Annotated in this window: 12 protein-coding genes; 11 read left to right on the top strand and 1 reads right to left on the bottom strand. The window is 33.6% G+C overall.

Features of this window, described 5'->3' with window-relative positions; genetic code table 11:
* Positions 1 to 6: 6 nt before the first annotated feature.
* The 11 genes from H3T80_RS10480 (at position 7) to H3T80_RS10430 (ending at position 16,526) form a co-directional block, all read left to right on the top strand.
* A complete protein-coding gene (locus tag H3T80_RS10480) occupies positions 7 to 3,033 on the top strand; it encodes a virulence factor SrfB (RefSeq protein ID WP_198201648.1) in 3,027 nt (1,008 codons plus the stop codon).
* A complete protein-coding gene (locus H3T80_RS10475; RefSeq protein WP_198201647.1) occupies positions 3,030 to 5,702 on the top strand; it encodes a putative virulence factor in 2,673 nt (890 codons plus the stop codon). Before H3T80_RS10480 ends, H3T80_RS10475 begins: the two co-directional genes overlap by 4 nt.
* A 140-nt stretch (positions 5,703 to 5,842) precedes the next feature.
* Positions 5,843 to 6,895, top strand: coding sequence for a hypothetical protein (locus tag H3T80_RS10470; protein WP_198201646.1), 1,053 nt, complete (start codon positions 5,843 to 5,845; stop codon positions 6,893 to 6,895).
* Between the two features lie 13 nt (positions 6,896 to 6,908).
* A complete protein-coding gene (locus tag H3T80_RS10465; RefSeq protein WP_198201645.1) occupies positions 6,909 to 8,870 on the top strand; it encodes a vWA domain-containing protein in 1,962 nt (653 codons plus the stop codon).
* 3 nt (positions 8,871 to 8,873) lie between these two features.
* The gene (locus H3T80_RS10460) at positions 8,874 to 9,590 is read left to right on the top strand and encodes an ABC transporter ATP-binding protein (RefSeq protein WP_198201644.1); all 717 of its coding nucleotides are present in this window, start codon (positions 8,874 to 8,876) and stop codon (positions 9,588 to 9,590) included.
* 3 nt (positions 9,591 to 9,593) lie between these two features.
* Positions 9,594 to 10,817 carry an ABC transporter permease gene (locus H3T80_RS10455; protein ID WP_198201643.1) on the top strand — a complete coding sequence of 408 codons (1,224 nt, stop codon included), beginning with the start codon at positions 9,594 to 9,596 and terminating at the stop codon, positions 10,815 to 10,817.
* A complete protein-coding gene (locus H3T80_RS10450) occupies positions 10,774 to 12,378 on the top strand; it encodes an SUMF1/EgtB/PvdO family nonheme iron enzyme (protein WP_198201642.1) in 1,605 nt (534 codons plus the stop codon). The genes H3T80_RS10455 and H3T80_RS10450 overlap by 44 nt, the downstream gene beginning before the upstream one ends.
* A gap of 2 nt (positions 12,379 to 12,380) precedes the next feature.
* Positions 12,381 to 13,070: a hypothetical protein gene (locus H3T80_RS10445; RefSeq protein ID WP_198201641.1), complete on the top strand. Its 690-nt coding sequence runs from the start codon at positions 12,381 to 12,383 to the stop codon at positions 13,068 to 13,070.
* Positions 13,071 to 13,072: 2 nt separating this feature from the next.
* The gene (locus H3T80_RS10440; RefSeq protein ID WP_198201640.1) at positions 13,073 to 13,564 is read left to right on the top strand and encodes a hypothetical protein; all 492 of its coding nucleotides are present in this window, start codon (positions 13,073 to 13,075) and stop codon (positions 13,562 to 13,564) included.
* Positions 13,565 to 13,571: 7 nt separating this feature from the next.
* Positions 13,572 to 14,939, top strand: coding sequence for a VWA domain-containing protein (locus tag H3T80_RS10435; RefSeq protein WP_198201639.1), 1,368 nt, complete (start codon positions 13,572 to 13,574; stop codon positions 14,937 to 14,939).
* Positions 14,940 to 15,041: 102 nt separating this feature from the next.
* A complete protein-coding gene (locus H3T80_RS10430; protein ID WP_110447013.1) occupies positions 15,042 to 16,526 on the top strand; it encodes a VWA domain-containing protein in 1,485 nt (494 codons plus the stop codon).
* A gap of 137 nt (positions 16,527 to 16,663) precedes the next feature.
* Here the strand turns inward: H3T80_RS10430 and gyrB are convergent, their stop codons facing one another.
* On the bottom strand, positions 16,664 to 19,075 hold the full coding sequence (gene gyrB / locus H3T80_RS10425; RefSeq protein WP_198201638.1) for a DNA topoisomerase (ATP-hydrolyzing) subunit B: 2,412 nt from the start codon (positions 19,073 to 19,075) through the stop codon (positions 16,664 to 16,666).
* Positions 19,076 to 19,101: the final 26 nt, after the last annotated feature.

Here is a 19,101-nt window from a genome sequence, read left to right as displayed (position 1 = left end):
TTGTATATGCTTCCAGAAATACGCAACTATGGTCAAGAAGTTACACTGATCATGAATAGTGGAATTCAATTTCTTGATTTTGCATTGAAAATAGATTGGAAAGATAATCAATGGCGCAGTAAAGTTAATGGTTGTTTTATTGATCCATCAGAAAGTGGAGCGTTAGTTAGATTAATTGAAGATATCGATAATGGTAAATTTTTTGCACCAGATAATCTCTCTTTTGCTGTCACACCTACTCAAGAGATTAGTGTTGAGCAATCCTTAAAACTATATGATGGTATTTGGTTGCCTATTCCAATTTTAAGATCTATTCCACCAGAGCGTTTTGATAAAGGACCTCATAACTGGAGTCGAGTGCGAATTGTTAATATTCCAGAAGGTGAAGACCCAGATGGCAATACTCATCGTATTACCTTTGCCTTTGATACAAAAATTTTTACCAATATGCAGGATGTTGCTTATTTGGCACCAACGGAAAATGATGTGAAAACTGGAGCAGTATTTAGTTTAGCTCATCGTTCAGATCAAGTCTCATGGTATTTAGAGCAAAAATGGATAACCAGTTGGTTAATTGATTTATTTCAAGAATTAGCCCCTCAAGCTGAACGTTTAAAAGTACATAAAGATGATATTAATTTAGAAATAGCTAATAAAGCTTATTATGGACATTATTTAAATATTCTCAATTTGTTAGCTGATTCATTACAGTTACCAAAAATTAAAATTGTTTCAAATAATCGAGATGATGTGATTAAATCAATTCCTGTTGATATGATTTTAGATGTTGGTAATTCAAGAACTTGTGGCATATTAATTGAAGATCACGTTCAAGATAAAGATAGTTTAAATCGTCGTTATGAGCTTGAAATTCGGGATTTAACTCAGCCCGAACATATTTATAATGAACCATTTGAGAGTCGAGTAGAATTTGCACAAACTTTTTTTGGTAAAGAACATTTTTCGCTTCAAAGTGGAAGACGAGATACATTCCGCTGGCCAAGTATTGTTCGGGTCGGAAAAGAAGCGAGCCGTCTAGCTAGTCGCCGCGAAGGAAATGAAGGGGCAACCGGACTTTCAAGCCCGAAACGTTATTTATGGGATCAAGAAAAGTATGAGCAAGGCTGGCGCTTTAATTCACATTATGTCAAAAGTGATCATGAACCATTTGCAACCGCAGAGCCGTTTTCTAGTCTAATCAACGAGTATGGTGAAGCTCTGCATATCCTCAGTAATGAAATTGAGGAAGAGTTTGACCGAAAAATGCCCGTTTTTCACCCAAAATATTCACGTAGTTCATTAATGACATTTATGCTATGTGAAGTATTGATGCATGCTCTAATGCAAATCAATAGTGTCGCTCAGCGTAATAAGCTTGAACACGCAAGAACACCACGTAATTTGCGTTCTATTATTCTTACCATTCCACCGGCAATGCCTAAACCAGAACAAGCGATATTCAAAAGCTGTGTTTATCAAGCTATTGGCTTAGTTTGGAAAAGCTTAGGTTGGGATAATTCTGATGATAATATTGATTTTAGTAATCCTGAACAATTAAAAAGTATCTGGCCAAATATTCCTGAAGTTTATATTCAATGGGATGAAGCAACCTGCGGACAAGTTGTTTATCTCTTTAACGAAACGCAGAACAATTATAATGGCCGTTCAGAAGAATTTATTGCTTCAATGGTACGACCAGACAAAACCAATAAACAGAAACTAACAATTGCCACTGTTGATATTGGAGGTGGAACAACAGATTTGGTCATCAATGATTACGAACTTGATTATGGTGCCAATAAACAACTTAATAGTAGTAATGCTTATCTTGTTCCAACTCAACGTTTTCGTGATGGATTTAAAGTTGCAGGTGATGATATTTTGCTTGATATCATCCAAGATACTGTTTTGACTTCATTAACTAATGGATTAAAACAGGTTGGACTTGTTGATCCTAATCCGATTTTATCGACAATTATTGGTTCACAACAGGTATCAATTCAAGACGCAGTACTACGACAACAATTAACTTTACAGTTATTTACACCTGTCGGATTACAAGTATTAAAACTTTATGAGCTTTATGAACCATTACATGCTGAAAAACATGTTTATAATATGACTTTTGGTGAGTTATTACAAAATAATGTGATGACAGATAATGTTCTGAATTTTATTAATGAACCAGTTCGCCGAACTCTAAATAATCCTGAATTTTCCGTTCTTGATTTAAATGTTGAAATAAATCTTAAACGTATTCATCACTTATTTATTCGTGGTGATTATTATAATATTTGTAAAACGTTCGATGCTTTATCTGAAATTATTAGCTGTTACCAATGTGATGTGCTGTTATTGACCGGACGACCATCTCGTTTACCTGGTGTACAAAGTTACTTCCGTTCTCGTTTATCTATCCCTGCAGGACGTGTTTTGCCGCTACATGGTTATTATACTGGTGGTTGGTATCCTTTCCATAAACAAGAGCGCATTGATGATCCTAAAACAACCGCTGCAGTTGGTGCTATGTTATGTTTCTTAAGTAAAAATCTAAGATTAGCGAATTTTTATTTTAGATCAGCAAATATGGAGTTGTACTCAACAGTTAAATACATTGGTCTATTAGATAATCTAAATATGATAAAAAAAGAAAATATCTATTATCAAGATATCGATTTAGATAATCCTGATTATGATTTTCCTGAAGTCTCTTTTGAAATTCGAGGCACGACAAGACTTGGTTTTAAACAGTTAGAAATTGACCGTTGGCCTGCTTCACCAATTTATATTTTAACGATCGAAAATAGTGATGTAGCTAAAAGATTGAGTGCTGAAGGGGTTGTTTTAGAAGTAACATTAGGAATAAAAAATCGACAAAAAACAGTTGAGAATTTCTATATTAAAGATGTTAAAGCTTCAGATGGACGTGCTTGCAGTAAAACCAAGGATATAAAGCTTAGTCTGAATACAATGGTAAATTCTGGCTTAATTAGCACACAATATTGGCTTGATAGTGGAATGATAAAACGATGAAAAATTTAAACGAACAACTTCCTAAATCTTGGGAGCAGATTTATCAAGCATCAGCACAGGCAATTGAATGGGTCAATCAAACCCGAGACTCATCAAAGCGTTTGCATAATGAAGCTGATAATTTAATTCTTGATCTACGCCGATTACGTAATAGTGCTAAACGTTTAGGTGATGTGTCGACTAAGTCAGTTGCGGTCGGTTTTTTTGGTTTGTCACAAGCAGGTAAATCTTACCTTATTTCAGCATTAGCTGCAGGTGAAAATGGAAAACTTGAAACAGTGGTTGATAATGAAATCTTAGATTTTATTGATCACGTCAATCCTGTCGGCGGGGGTAAAGAGGCAACTGGTCTTGTTACTAGATTTAGTCGTACTGCTAAAGGTGGTATTGCCAACTATCCACTAGAGCTAAAACTATTTCAAGAAATAGAAATTGTTAAAATCCTGATTAACGCCTATTTTAAAGATTTTGATCAGCAAAAAGTTATCAATAAAGTTGAGTTTTCTGAGCTAAATCAACTTATTCAACGTATCGAAAGTAAAAAGCAAGTCGATTATACCGGCGGTATAACTGAAGATGATATCGTTGATTTGTATGATTATTTATCTGAAAATTTTGGCAATTCACTTGAAGGATTGAAAGGTGGTTATTGGGAAAAAGCCATGTCATTGCTACCTTATCTTTCAATTACCGACCGTGGTACTTTATTTTCTGTGTTATGGGGTGGTATCAGTGAACTTACGGCAATTTATATTCAATTGGCAACAACCTTATCAAGCTTAAATCATGTAAATACCGTTTATGCGCCCCTTAACGTGTTAGTCAAGGACAATGGTGATGGTACCAAGTCGCAGATTGATAGCATCATGAATGTTGATATGCTTGAAAGGTTAAATACTGAAAATGATTCATCGGTAACCGTTACGCCATTTAATGGAGTGCCAACTTCAATATCATTAGCGCAATTAGCCTTTTTAACAGCAGAATTAATCTTCCCATTAGTGAATAAAACTCGTGTACCTACTTTTGAGAATGTCGATCTGCTTGATTTTCCAGGATATCGAGGTCGATTAAATTTAATTTCTATTTCTGATGTCAAAGAGGGTAATCCTATCGCTCAACTTTTATTACGTGGTAAAGTTGCTTATCTTTTTGAGAAATACACTGATAGCCAAGAGATGAATGTTTTGGTGGTTTGTACTCCATCGGATAAACAATCAGATGTTAATGATGTTGGTCCAGTATTAGAAAGATGGATTGATAAAACCCAAGGCGAAACAGCTGAGAAAAGAGCAACAAAGAAAGCCGGATTGCTATGGGCTATAACAATGTTTGATAAGCGTATTGGCGCATCATTGTCACTGTCCCAAGACAATTTAAGAAATACTTGGGGTAAAGGTGGCTTATTACAGCAGACCATTTTAGAACGTTTTGGTAGTTATGATTGGCTATCCAATTGGTCAAATGATGGTAAATTTAACAATGTATTCTTGGTACGTAAACCAGGATTTGACGTGCCATTTTTAAATGTCGATGCTAAAGCAAACGTTGAATTATCCTACAATGATAATTATCAACAAGAAATGTTAATGTTGAAAAATACATTTGTTGAAAATCCGGATATTCAAGAGTATGTCAACGCTCCTGATCAAGCGTGGGATGCGATGTTACAATTAAATGATGGTGGCATTGGTCGAATTAGCCAGTATTTAGAACAAGTCGCCATTACTGAAGTTAAACAACAGCGGATTGTTGAACAACTTAATGAACAAATTGATTATATTATCAATATACGTTTTGATACTTGGTATCAAGCTGGTAGCGATGAAGAATTAGGTAAGAAAAAACAGATAATTAATAATGTTGTAAAAGAACTACAAGGAAAAGCATTATTATTAGGTGAATTACTTAAAGTTTTAGAATTGCCGGATCAAACTATTCGAGCTTTGTATCATTCTAGCCATATGGATAATGATATCAGCAATACTAGCGGTGATGACGTAATCGATAATTCTTCAAATGATTTTGGCTTAAATACCGATTTTGAACTTTTTCCGGAAGTAAATTCGCCTTTACAACCTCAGGTAGTTGCTAATATCGCAAGCGAATCAAAATTTGCTAAAAATGTGTTTACTGCATGGCTAGAACATTTAAGAAATATTGTATTAGATAAACATATTCTACAATTTTTCAGTATTGATCAGAAAGCACTCTCTTTTATTGTTGAAGAGTTGATTACTGGTGCTAACCGTTTGAAACTTGAAACTAGCTTAACTGAAAAAGTTTTAGCTAATGAAAATGTAGGCAGTAAGCGTGATGAGCTTGAGTCTCGGCAGATTAGCTCTATTAATATGTTATTGGCTGACTTTATTGCATGGCTTGGTTTTATTCCTGGGCAAACAAACGATATTCCTGATAGCCGAGTTAATCAAGGTAAGCCGATATTTTCATCGCCATTGACTCAATTTTCAAGTCAATTATCACATCCATTGCCAGTACTTGATGATAAGACCAAAAATTATTCTCAATTTGCTATATTTGATTGGTTTATTGCCTTTGCGACGCTTGCTCAAGAAAATGTTGGTCATCATGCTGGTCGTGAAATAAGCCAAGAACAAAACTCTCGTCTTGGTGAAATTTTAACTTGTTTTAAGGAATCACAAATATAATAGTATTATTGTGAATATATTTAATAACAACAATTTAATAATTATTAATAACAATAAGGTGGTTTTTAAAACTACCTTACATATATGAAATATCCATAAAATAATATTAATACAATCATAGTGATGAAATAGAGGATATCATGGCATTAAGAATTGAATTAGAAGGCGATAAACCGGGTGTTGCTAAGTTTTTGGCGCAAAAATGGAGTGGTAGTGCAGATATTGATATACTTATTCAACGCAACCAAGATGGTTATTTTTTGTCCGGTCTTAATCAATGGGGACCAGAAAAAAATTGGCATACTGTAACTAGCATGTCTGTCGAGAATGAGCAATTAAGTGGTCTCGTTGATGAATGGCTAGTTGATTCTTTGTTATCTCAAGAAAATAGTGTTAGATTTCTTGCTGAAATTCGTGATAAACAAAATCAAAGCTATATTGATAGAGGAGTGGTAAATATTGCTGAAACAGTATTCCCTTCATCTGCTTTAAATACCCAATTATCAATATCTGATGAGACTAAACAAAATACCTTTGAGTCGGATAAAGTAGCTTCTAATCTTGTTGAATCTGATGATTCTCAACCTGTAGAACCTGAAACCGAAGAACAAACAATTGGGATGGAAAATGAGGTAATAGTAGAACCTGAAATGGAATCTGAAATAGAGGTAACGCCAACACCAACGATAACACAACAAGAGGTGTCAGCTTCACAACCCACTAAAGCAAAAAGTAAATTAGGGTTGATTATTATCATTTTTGTCATTCTACTGACTTTAGCTGGGATTGGCTTTGCAGTATGGTATTTTTTATTTTCTCAAGATAAAAATCCTTTAACTTCTCTAACTCAAAGTAATAGTCAATGTAATATTGCTAATGCAACAACTGATGATTTATCTTTTATTCAACAATGTTTACAGAGTAAACCAGATGCTGATGCAGTAATTGATGTCATAAATCAGGCTAAACAAGCTAATAAATGTAATATCGCACAACGGTTATATGCCAATCAATCTTTATTGAATGCCAAAGTGGCCTTACTTTATGCGAAAGAATACGATGTGAAGTTTTATCAAGATAACCAGTGCTTCAAGGCAGATAAAGAAACGGCAATTTATTGGTATGAAACGTCATTAAATAATGATCCAAATAACGAGCTGGCTAAAGAACGGTTAGCTGAATTACAAAAATAATTAAGGTGCAGGTATGAAAAAAACAGTAATTTCAATATTGATTTTCGGATTTAGCCTGACTTGCTTACCTTTGGTTAGTTCGGCTTTAGAACCGTTAAAGCAAGCCGGTAAAACAACGCTTTATCAGCGAGTCTTGAGTACACCAACTTGTGAGTTAAAAAAAAATATTAATGATGCTACTGGTCAATCAGTACCTGCCTTTTCGCGTTATTATGTGTATGAACGGAAAAATGAAAATAATCAAGAATGGTTGAATGTTGGGCCTGATTCATATGGTAAAACTGTTGGTTGGATTAATAATTCCTGTGCTGTTGCTTGGAATATGCAACTGACTTTAGTTTTTACTAATCCTGTTGAACGTGATCCTTTATTATTTTTCAAAGATAAAACCTCTTTAGCAACAATTGTTGATGCTGATAAACCAGAAACATTAATAAAACCTATTCGTGATGCACTAAAAGAGAATAAAACCGCACCACAAGTAGTGGCACAAGAACCTAAAGAATTTATTGATTTTAAAAGTAATTTCTATTTATTACCTATCTTACAGGGGGAAGAAGTAATGAATGGCCAAGGCTTTTATGAAAGAATTTTAGAGGTTGCTTCGGTTAGTAAACAAGAAACAGTTGTTAAAAATAATAACAAGTCGACCAATCAGTCTTCTGATGATAGTATTAATCAAGTTGCTCCATTTAAGGCCGCTATTGTGTTTGTTATCGATTCAACTATTTCAATGGATCCTTATATTTCTAGAACCAAAGAGGCCGTGGAAAGAGTTTATCAACATATTGAAAAAGAACATTTACAAGATCAGGTTAAATTTGGCTTGATTTCATTTCGCTCAAGTTTAAAAGCCTCGGATAAATTAGAATTTGTCAGTAAAATTTTTGCAGATCCAAATAAAGTAAAAAATAAAGATGATTTTAAAAAATTAAGTGCTTCACTCAAACAAGCATCTGTATCCACCGCTTATTTTGCCGAGGACTCTTATGCAGGTGTATCTCAAGCATTAAATGATATTAATTGGAATAGCTTTGGTGCTCGATATATGATTTTGATTACTGATGCAAGTGCTATTCCTGGTGATGATAAGCTTTCAAGTACTGGTATGGATGCAGCCCAATTGCGACTTGAAGCACAGCATAAAGGTGTTGCAATTTATGCTTTACATTTAAAAACACCAAGTGGTGAAAAGGATCATCAAGTAGCCGCTGCCCAATATTCTGATTTGACTTATAACGATTTTATTCATAAATCATTGTATTATCCCGTTAATGCTGGCGATGTTAATGAATTTGGTAAGAAAGTCGATTCATTAGCACAAGCTTTATCAGAACAAGTTAAATTAGCTTATAAAGGGGAATCATCAGTTGGTAATGCGCTTAATGCTAAAGATGATGATGCCGATATGTTAAAAGATGCTTTACTATTGAGTAAGGCGATGCAATTAGCTTATCTAGGCGATACTAAAGGAACTAAAGCGCCAACTGTTTTTAAAGCATGGATTGCTGATAAAGATTTTGTTAAACCGACTATTCCAACTGCGGAACCACGAATTTTGTTAACTAAATCACAATTAAGTGATTTGAGTGATATTGTGACTAAGATTGCTAATGCAGCTAATGATGGATTAATTTCAGCTGATGATATGTTTTCACAACTACGTTCGGTTGCTGCGGCAATGGGACAAGATCCAAATAAATTAAAATCAGATTCTGTCACTAAGATTGCTGATTTAGGTTTACTCGGCGAGTATTTAGATAATATTCCTTATAAAAGTGATGTAACCGGTCTTGATCAAGAAACATGGAAGAGTATGAGTGGAATTGAACAAGAAAAGTTTATCCGTAATCTAAATAGTAAAGTTCGTTATTATCAAAAATGTAATGCTGATGTTGATCGTTGGATTTCATTATCTGAAGGTAGTGATCCGCGCGAAAATGTCTATCCTGTACCATTAGAAATGTTGCCATAAAAAATGTTAACTATTAATAATCTGGTAATTTCCAGACCGATAGGCAAATCTTTTTTTAAAGTTTGCCTACCAGAGCTTTCGGTTAAAGCTGGTCAAGTTGTTGTCATTAAAGGTGATAGTGGTTGTGGTAAAAGTACTTTACTAGAAATGATTGGTATGATTCTTCAACCTGATGAAATTAGCCATTATCATCTTATAATTGATAATCAAAATTACGATATTGCTGATGTGATTCAACGCAATGATGTAAATGAATTAGCGACTATACGCGCAAAATATTTGGGATTTATGTTACAAACGGGTGGATTATTACCTTTTTTAAATATTAAAGATAATATTTTATTATCAGCGAAGTTATTACAAAAAAATATTGAACCAACCAGATTTGATTACTTAATTGATAAATTGAATATAGGTCATTTGTTGAATAAATATCCTAAACAGTTATCAATAGGTGAAAGACAACGAGCATCTTTCATTCGTTCGATTATTCATAGACCTGCGTTACTGTTAGCTGATGAACCAACTTCCGCACTTGATCCTTATAATGCTAATTTATTATTTGATCTAATTATAGAGCAAGCCCAGCAAGATAATATTGCGGCTATGATTGTCACTCATGATTGGCAGAAAATTGAAAATAAAGGATTGTTTACTTTATCGGCAAAATTAACTTCTACACAATCATCAGAATTTTTACCGTTATCAAGTAAGGTATAGAAGATGGATAATGTAACCTCAAAATGGCGATTTATTATTCGGTTATCATTAGCCGATTTATGTTATGATAAGAAAGTATCATTTTGTATTATCGCATCTATAATATCAGTCATTACACCATTGTTGCTATTATTTAGTTTGAAGTATGGTGTTGTCGCTCAGCTACGCCATCAATTACTTAATGATCCACAAAATTTAGAGATAAAAATTGTTGGTAATCTACAACTTGATCAACAGATGTTCGATTGGATTGCAAAGCAACCTGAGACGGCATTTGTTATTCCTCTTACTCGTTCTTTGAATACACAAGCTGATTTGCTTAATGATTCAAGTCATTTTGTTAATAATGCTGAAGTTATTCCGACCGCTAAAGGTGATCCAATAACTCAAGATATGCCTTATCTTCCTCATAAAAATCAAATTCTATTGAGTTCTTTGGCGGCCGAGAAAATGCAAGCAGCAATTGGTAGCCGAATAAAAATGGTTATTACTAGACAACTAGATGGTAAATTGGAAAAAGGAAGAACTGAATTAGAGGTTATAGGCATCATTCCTGAAGCATATTATAGTCGCGTAGCAGGTTTTATAAGCTTAGATCTTTTAATTGAAATGGAACATTTTTATGATGGTTATCAAAGTGAAATTTTTCTAACCGGAACAGGTTTAACTGATTCTTCCTACCCTAACTCATTTGCAAGAGCGCGAATTTATGCTAATTCGCTTGATAATGTTGCTCCTTTAGCATTTAAATTGCGTGAAAAAAATATAGAAACGCGAACTCAGGCTAATGCGATTGAAAATATGCAAGCTATTGATCGAGTCTTAGGTTTTATTTTTAGTGTGATTGCTATTACCGCAATTTTTGGATGTATATTATCTTTCAGTGGCTCATTTTTATCTAATATCGAGCGAAAACGTAAAGATATTGCTTTTATGAGGCTTATAGGATTTAAGTCTAAGCAAGTTATGTTCTATTTACTGATACAAGCAATGACGTTAAGCTTTTTAGCTTTTATCGTATCATGTTTGCTATTTTTATTAGGAAATTGTGCATTTAATCTGGTTTTAGGTAAAAATTTAGTTTCACAACCAATCGTTAGTCAATTACAATTTTATCATTTCATTATCGCATTTATATCAACACTATTAATATCATTTGTTGTTGTTGCGATAGGAGGACGAGGTGCTATCAGTATTCAACCAGCCGAAAGCCTACGTGAAGCGTAAGTTTAAGCCTATTTTTTTGGGGATTATTTTCGGTTTTATTCCTAGTATGGGATATGCTCAGTCATGGGATAGTAAATTTTATAATCCTAAACCGGCCAATGATGATGTTATTCTGCCTATGCCGTGTGAAGGTAGTTTGGTGATGAGAAAAGTTTTTACACCAACACGTAAACCATTGGATGATGTTAAAATTGTTTTAGGTAATAACCAAAAAGAACTTGGTTTCGCTGAGTATGCAACACCTAATTATATCTCAGGTAGTTTTTCTGATGATGGTGCAGAAAGATATTATCTTATTGGTAAATATGAAATTACCGCTCTTCAGTATCAATCAGTTATGAATGATAATTGCCCAACAGCCAAAACTAATCTTGCTTTTCCTATTACTGATATCAGTTGGTTTGATGCTGTAGCTTTTACTGATAAATATAATCGTTGGCTAATTGAACAAGCAAAAAATAGATCAAAAGACTTACCCAAAGGGTATGTTCGTCTACCAACTAATACTGAATGGGAATATGCGGCAAGAGGTGGTTCTAAAGTTAGCGAATCAGAATTCCGTGAATCAAAATTTCCTATGGTGAATAGTTTAGAAAATTATGCTTGGTTTTCTGGTGCAAAATCAGCCAATGGTAAACTGCAACTTATTGGTCGGTTAGATGCTAATCCGCTTGGTCTTTACGACATTTTGGGTAATGCGAATGAAATGATGTTCGATTCATTTCGCATGAATAAACTTGATCGTTATCATGGTCAGCAAGGAGGTATTACTGTTCGTGGAGGAAGTTATTTAACGCCAGAAGCATCGATAACTACTGCATTCAAAATAGAAAAACCTTATTATGATCTTCAAAGTGCTTATAGAAGCAAAGATGTTGGATTTCGGTTAGTTTATACAACTGAAATTATGCAATCGAATGAGCTAGTAAAAGAACTGGATAAAGAATGGAATGAACTGGGTAACCAAGTGGGTCTTTCAAAAGATGATAATGTGGTTAGTGAGTTAGAAAAAATTACCAAGCAAGTTGATGATGAAAAAACTAAAAAAGAATTAAATCAACTTAATGCTCTTTTACGTAGCGCTAATCAAGCTCGTGATGAACAGAGAGATCGCTCAATTCAATCAGCATTACAATTGGGCGCTTTTTTATGTGCTAACGTTTCCGATTTGAATGCTAAATTTGAATATAATAATAATTTATACGAAATAATGACTAATGAGGTATGTGATCCAAATGAAATAGAAACATTGAATGAAGATAATATGTGTTCCAAAGTGAAGCTAAATGATTTAAAAAATGTCCTAGATGAATCTAAGAATGCACGTGATTTTATACTAAAATATTATTCAGATACTATTGTAAATACTGCAACAAATTATGAGAAGGATACCATTAACAATCAATCTAAGCCTACGCAATTTATACTTGAAAATAGTGGTAAAGCTAATATGAGCGATTACTTAAAACTCTATTTCAAACATATCAATAAATATATTGAATCAGGGAAGATCGACCGAACAAATTGGCTTGAAACGTGTAATGAAATAAAAGGAAAGTAATAATGAATAAATTAATAGTAACAATAACTTTGTGTATCTCCTTGATTCTATCAGGTTGTCAAACATCAGGTGGTGCAAGTTCAAAAGATGTTGATCCAGCTTTAAGCAAAAGTAATAGTGCCAAATTTTTTAGTAAATCAGCATGGCAGTCTTGTGCTATAGGGGCTGGTATCGGTGGTATTGGTTGTGTATTATTGGGCGGTAAAACTGGCACATGTCTTGCCTCAGCGGCGGTTGGTTGTGGTGTAATGATGGGGGCCAATTATTATCTTGATAATAAACGAGCTGAATATGCTGATGCTGAAATGCGACTTGATGTTTATATTCAAGATGTTCAGCAAAATACTTATGAAGTCCAAGCAGTTACTGAAAGTGCAAAAGCTGTTTTAGATAAAAACTTGGCAACATTAAAATCATTAAATAAACAAATTAATTCTCAATCCGTTACTAAAACACAGGCCCAAAAAGATCTGACTCAAATAGACGCCAATATTGCTTATTTGAAAGATAAATTATCACGCATGAAAAAAGTTGAAAATGATTGGGTTTCAATTTCATCACAAGAACGACAATCGGGTGTAAATGTGTCAAAACTTGATAAAGAAATTAATCAGTTACATAAACAAATTGCGGTACTTGAAAAACAAATTAATCTTGTTACTCAACAACGTTCAGCTGTAAGGGTAAGCTAATTATGAAAAAGATATCTGTTCTATTTTTACTTAGTCCATTGTTACTTATAACTGGGTGTTCGACAACGCCAGAACAATGTGACCCAACTAATACTAACATAGGTATTATGGATAAAATTAGTTGCAATTATTCAGGTAACTATCAAGCTCGTATTGATAAAAAAGAGCAAATTTTAGAGAATGAAAAACGAGCTAATGCACAATTCAGAGAAATTTATGCAACGATTGAAAGACAAAAAAATTCGACTTCATCAAGTGTTAAACAAAAGCAAGCACAGTTGCAAAAGTTAAAAAAAGAATTGACTCAATTAACTAATGAAGTAAAACAAAATGCTAAAAATCGTGATGATTTACAAGCACAAGTTAATGATATTGAGCAACAGTTGAAGAAAGTTAACAATTCCAATTCATCTGAACTTGAAAAACAAGTTGAATTAGATAAGTTAAATAAAAAACTTCAACAGCTACAAAAAGCTTTAAATTTAGGTAAATAATTTAGCAATGCAACGTATAACAAGAGTTATATTTGATCAGGGTGAATCTGATAAGATTTCTTTGTTAAAAGAATATAATTCTTTGTTAGTATTGCTAAAGAATAATTTAACTGAGCGAACATTTTCAATTTTAGGTCAGCCAAAGTTAATTGATAATAATCAATATATTGGTTGGTATAGTAATTTAGAAGGGCAACCTATTTTACTCAATGATATTGAAAATGAAGAACATAAAAAACAGATAGAAAAAACGCTGAATACACGAATTAATGACCTTGAACTCGTAATCAAATCAATGTCATTGACAAGAGAGGAACAAGCTTTAATATCTGCATGGTTACCGAGAATAAAAAACTCAGGAAATACCATTTATGTAATTAATGATGAACCTGTTATTGTTAATTCATTTAAAGCTCCGATTTTACCTGAACCTACAGCAATACCACCTACATCAAAATCATTTTGGCGTTGGTGGTATTTTTTATTACTCGCACTGTTTTTAATTGTATTGATTGGTTTTATTTGGTTCTTTTTTTGTCCTTATGGCAAAGAAAAAGCATCAGATTCTCCATCAATAATGGCACAAAATACAGAGAAAAATAGAGTTGAATCAACCCCAGTAGTTAAACAAACTAATGTTTTAGAACCAAAAAACGAAACTGTAACAGAAGTTAAGAATTGTATAACTAAAGAAGAAGCTACTAATAAGATATCGGCTTCTAAAATGGTGATAATATTTGATAATTCAGCCTCAATGACTTTAACCTTGATGGAATCACAAGAAAGTATCGATAAATATTTAAAAAGTAATTTTTATTCGATGACAGAAAAAGAAGCCGAAGCTTATGAAAGAAAAATGACCAGATTACCTAATCGTTTATCAAGTAGTAAAGAAGTAGCATTAACCAGTATTGATAAAATACAGCAAAATATAGATATTTCTCTTGTCACGTTAACAAGTTGTCCGGCTGCGCAAACTACATCATTCTATCCTTATGAAGATAGAGAAAAATTAAAAAGTAAAATTAAACGGTTGCAGCCATTAGAATATAATAGTGCTACGCCATTATATAGTGGTGTTAAACAGGCAAGTAAAATGCTTGATGGTATTAATCGTGATGATTATATATTAATTATTAGTGATGGTGAGGATAATTGTACTAAAAGTAATATATGTACTCTTGCTAATGAAATAGCCACAGCGCAACCTCGTTTAAAAATTAATATTGTTGATATTGCCGGACAGCATAAAATAGATTGTGTAGCAAAAAGCACTGGTGGTAACGTTTATATAGCTCAAAATCCAACCGAGCTTATTAAACAAATGAGTAATGCCGTTTCAGATATGAATATTAGTAAACCTATTTGTAAATAAGATATAATAATTTTGATTTAATTGACAATTTATAAATTAAATATTTAGCTAACTAATAGACTTTTATAAAGACTTTTTAAGTAACAAGGAATAAGTTGAGAGATGCAAAGAATAACTCGTATTGCTTTTGATCATAGTAACATAGACAAGATGCAGTTACTGGAACAGTATAATTCTTTACTTTCAATACTTAAACCTCATTTGACCGCAAGAACATTTTCAATTTTTGCTTCATCAAGATTAATAGAAAACAACCAATATATTGCCTGGTATACTGATCTTGAAGGCCAACCTGTATTGCTTAATGATATAAGTGACTCGTCGCAAAAAGCAGTAATTGAAGACGCCTTACATACTCGAATCAATGATATTGAGACTACAGTCAAATTAATTCCCTTAGATCATCAACAAAAAGCTTTAGTGTCTTCATGGTTATCAAGAATTAAAAATCCAAATAATCAAATTTATGTAATTAATAATGAACCAGTTATTATTGATACTTTTGAGCCAATTGTATTACCTGAACCGCCAATTGTCGCACCAAAAAGTTTTTGGCGATGGTGGTATACCTTAATTTTAGTTTTACTTTTATTATTAATTTTAGGTTTGATATGGTTCTTTTTTAATCCTTTCAAAAAGACTAGCAAGGTGGAACCAATCGTCGAACCAGCGATTACACAACCAATTGAACCGAAAAAAACGGAACTAACCGTTGAATTTGCAAAACAACCAGAACTTGTCATTAAACCTAAACCTGAATTAAAACCAGAACCACAGGTTTCAGAGCCACAACCTGTAGTTGTACCTGACCCAACACCAGAGTCGGTTAGCAAATCAGAACCTAAACCAGCGCCAAAAGTAAAAAATCCACCAAATTGTATTACTAAGGAAGAATTGGTAAAAAACTCTAATCCATCCAAGATGGCGTTGATCTTTGATAATTCTTTATCAATGACGGTAACATTAGCAGAGCCTCCTTCACAAGTTCAGCAATATTTTAATTATTTAACCCATGGCTACCCTAGCTATATGCCTGCATCAGAAAGAATTGCGTATGAAAAAAGGATGTCTCGACTACCGACTCGTTTATCAACCAGTAAAAAAGTAGCATTGACTAGTATCGATAAAATTCAACAAAATATTAATATAGCATTAGTGGCATTAAATAGTTGTTCAGCGGCAGATACAACACCATTTTATAATTATTCCGGCAGAGGCGCTTTAAAAAGTAAAATTAATCGATTAACACCAAGTGCAGCTGGTGGCGGAGGTACACCACTTTATAGTGGATTAGAGAAAGCAAGTAAAATGCTTGATGGTGTAAAACGAGATGATTATATCCTTATAATTAGTGATGGCGATGATAACTGCACAAGAAGTAATATTTGTACTCTAGCTAATTATATTGCAGCTCAAAAACCTCGACTCAAGATAAATATCGTTGATATAGCGGGTGAACATAAAATAGATTGTGTAGCTAATGCTACTCGAGGCAAAGTTTATATCGCACAAAGTCCTAAGGATATGATTAGACAGATGAATAAAGCGGTATCTGATTTAAAAATTAATCGTCCTGTTTGTCAGTAAACAGATAAATAAAATTGATAATACCAAATGATTAGTACTAGATTTTACTCAATAGTTATTTTTAATAAAAATAACAATTAAAAATAGTAAAAAACCAGACAAAATATCTGGTTTTTTTATTTATTAAACAATTGTTATTAGAAGTCTAAGTTAGCTGCTTTTAATGCATTTTCCTCAATAAATAGTCGGCGAGGTTCGACTTCATCTCCCATCAATGTGGTAAACAATTGATCTGCTTCAATTGCATCTTTAATGGTAACTTGCAACATACGACGACTGGTTGGATCCATGGTTGTTTCCCATAATTGTTCGGGGTTCATTTCACCTAAACCTTTATAACGTTGGATTGTTAATCCACGACGAGATTCTCGAATTAACCAATCAACAGCCTCTTCGAATGAGCTTACTGGTTGTTTTCGTTCGCCTCGTTGTATAAATGCACTTTCTTCAAGTAAATCTTTCAATTGTGAGCCTAAATGGCAAATATTTCGGTATTCATTACTATGAATAAATACTTGATCTAAAGCATAACAGGTATCAACTCCATGTGTTCTTACTTTGATTACAGGTATATATAACTCTGCTTTTTCATTGTAATCCGCACTATAATGGTAGCTACTGCCATGTTGTTCTTTATTTGATAATTTTTCAACAATTGATTTTGCCCAGTATTCAGATTTTTGTTGGTCTTTTAAAATATCTTCATCTAATACTTCTTGATAGACTAATTCTGATAACAACGCGCGAGGATAGCGACGTTCCATTTTAGTAATTAGTTTTTCAACTTTTTGGTATTCAGCAATTAATTTTTCTAAAGCTTCACCAGCTAAAGCAGGGGCATGATCATTAACATGTAGTGATGCATCTTCCAAAGCTAGAGCAATTTGAAATTGAGTCATTGCATCATCATCTTTAATATATTGTTCTTGTTTGCCTTTTTTAACTTTATAAAGTGGTGGTTGTGCAATATAAACATAACCTCGTTCAATAATTTCAGGCATCTGACGGTAGAAGAAGGTTAACAATAAAGTCCTAATATGTGAACCATCCACATCCGCATCGGTCATGATGATAATGCTGTGATAACGCATTTTATCTGGATTATATTCATCACGACCAATACCACAACCTAAAGCAGTAATTAAAGTTGCGACTTCTTGAGATGAAAGCATTTTGTCAAAACGGGCTTTTTCAACATTAAGGATTTTACCTTTTAACGGTAAAATTGCTTGATTCCTACGGTTACGGCCCTGTTTTGCAGAACCACCCGCAGAGTCCCCTTCCACTAAGTAAAGTTCTGATAATGCAGGGTCTTTTTCCTGACAGTCAGCTAGTTTACCTGGTAAGCCACCTAAATCTAAAGCACCCTTACGGCGTGTCATTTCTCGCGCTTTTCGTGCTGCTTCGCGAGCTCTAGCAGCATCAATAATTTTGCCAACCACAATTTTGGCATCCGATGGATTTTCCAGTAAATACTCGGCTAATTTTTCACCCATTACTGATTCAACTGCTGATTTTACTTCAGACGAAACCAATTTATCTTTGGTTTGTGATGAAAATTTAGGATCTGGTACTTTTACTGATACTACTGCAATTAGTCCTTCACGTGCATCATCACCAGTAGCACTGATTTTAGCTTTTTTGCTATATCCTTCAGCTTCCATGTAGTTATTTAATGTACGCGTCATTGCTCCACGGAAGCCAGCTAAGTGGGTACCGCCATCACGTTGAGGAATATTATTGGTAAAACAATAGATATTTTCTTGATAGCCGTCGTTCCATTGTAAAGCAACTTCGACACCAATATTATCTTTCTCAGTACTAAAATAAAAAATCTTCGGATGGATTGGATTTTTATTTTTATTTAAATATTCAACAAATGCTTGAATACCACCTTCATAATGGTAGTGTTCACTTTTACCGGTTCTTTCATCTGTAAGTTTTATTGAAACACCAGAATTTAAAAATGATAATTCACGTAATCTTTTAGCTAAATGATCGTAGACAAACTCGATATTAGAAAAAGTTTCTGGGCTTGGCCAGAAGCGAACATAAGTACCAGATTCGGTTGTTTCACCAATTACTTTTAGCGGTTCTTCTGGTACACCTAAATGATAAGTCTGTTTATGAATTTTACCTTCACGGTAAATAACTAATTCTAATTTATCCGATAATGCATTTACAACCGAGACACCAACACCATGTAAGCCACCAGAAACTTTATATGAGTTATCATCAAATTTACCACCAGCATGTAAAACGGTCATAATAACTTCTGCAGCAGAAATACCTTCTTCTTCATGGATGCCGGTAGGTATTCCTCGACCATCATCTCGTACTGAAACAGAATTATCAGGATGGATAGTAACTTCAATATGGTGACAATAACCCGCTAATGCTTCGTCAATGGCATTATCTACCACTTCAAAAACCATATGATGAAGGCCTGTACCATCATCAGTATCACCAATATACATTCCTGGACGTTTTCGAACCGCATCAAGTCCTTTAAGTACTTTAATGCTTGAAGAATCATAAGAGTTAGACATGGATTTCTCGACTTGTTTAATTATTT

Source organism: Gilliamella sp. W8145 (assembly GCF_016101145.1).
Taxonomy (GTDB): domain Bacteria; phylum Pseudomonadota; class Gammaproteobacteria; order Enterobacterales; family Orbaceae; genus Gilliamella; species Gilliamella apis_A.
This window is presented reverse-complemented; position numbering and strand designations above follow the sequence as displayed.

What these genes read in the sequence shown, in the direction of transcription:
- H3T80_RS10480 (WP_198201648.1), top strand. Translation starts at nt 7, where the DNA reads ATGCTTCCAGAAATACGCAACTATGGTCAAGAAGTTACACTGATCATG.
- H3T80_RS10475 (WP_198201647.1), top strand. Translation starts at nt 3,030, where the DNA reads ATGAAAAATTTAAACGAACAACTTCCTAAATCTTGGGAGCAGATTTAT.
- H3T80_RS10470 (WP_198201646.1), top strand. Translation starts at nt 5,843, where the DNA reads ATGGCATTAAGAATTGAATTAGAAGGCGATAAACCGGGTGTTGCTAAG.
- H3T80_RS10465 (WP_198201645.1), top strand. Translation starts at nt 6,909, where the DNA reads ATGAAAAAAACAGTAATTTCAATATTGATTTTCGGATTTAGCCTGACT.
- H3T80_RS10460 (WP_198201644.1), top strand. Translation starts at nt 8,874, where the DNA reads ATGTTAACTATTAATAATCTGGTAATTTCCAGACCGATAGGCAAATCT.
- H3T80_RS10455 (WP_198201643.1), top strand. Translation starts at nt 9,594, where the DNA reads ATGGATAATGTAACCTCAAAATGGCGATTTATTATTCGGTTATCATTA.
- H3T80_RS10445 (WP_198201641.1), top strand. Translation starts at nt 12,381, where the DNA reads ATGAATAAATTAATAGTAACAATAACTTTGTGTATCTCCTTGATTCTA.
- H3T80_RS10440 (WP_198201640.1), top strand. Translation starts at nt 13,073, where the DNA reads ATGAAAAAGATATCTGTTCTATTTTTACTTAGTCCATTGTTACTTATA.
- H3T80_RS10435 (WP_198201639.1), top strand. Translation starts at nt 13,572, where the DNA reads ATGCAACGTATAACAAGAGTTATATTTGATCAGGGTGAATCTGATAAG.
- H3T80_RS10430 (WP_110447013.1), top strand. Translation starts at nt 15,042, where the DNA reads ATGCAAAGAATAACTCGTATTGCTTTTGATCATAGTAACATAGACAAG.
- gyrB (WP_198201638.1), bottom strand. Translation starts at nt 19,075, where the DNA reads ATGTCTAACTCTTATGATTCTTCAAGCATTAAAGTACTTAAAGGACTT.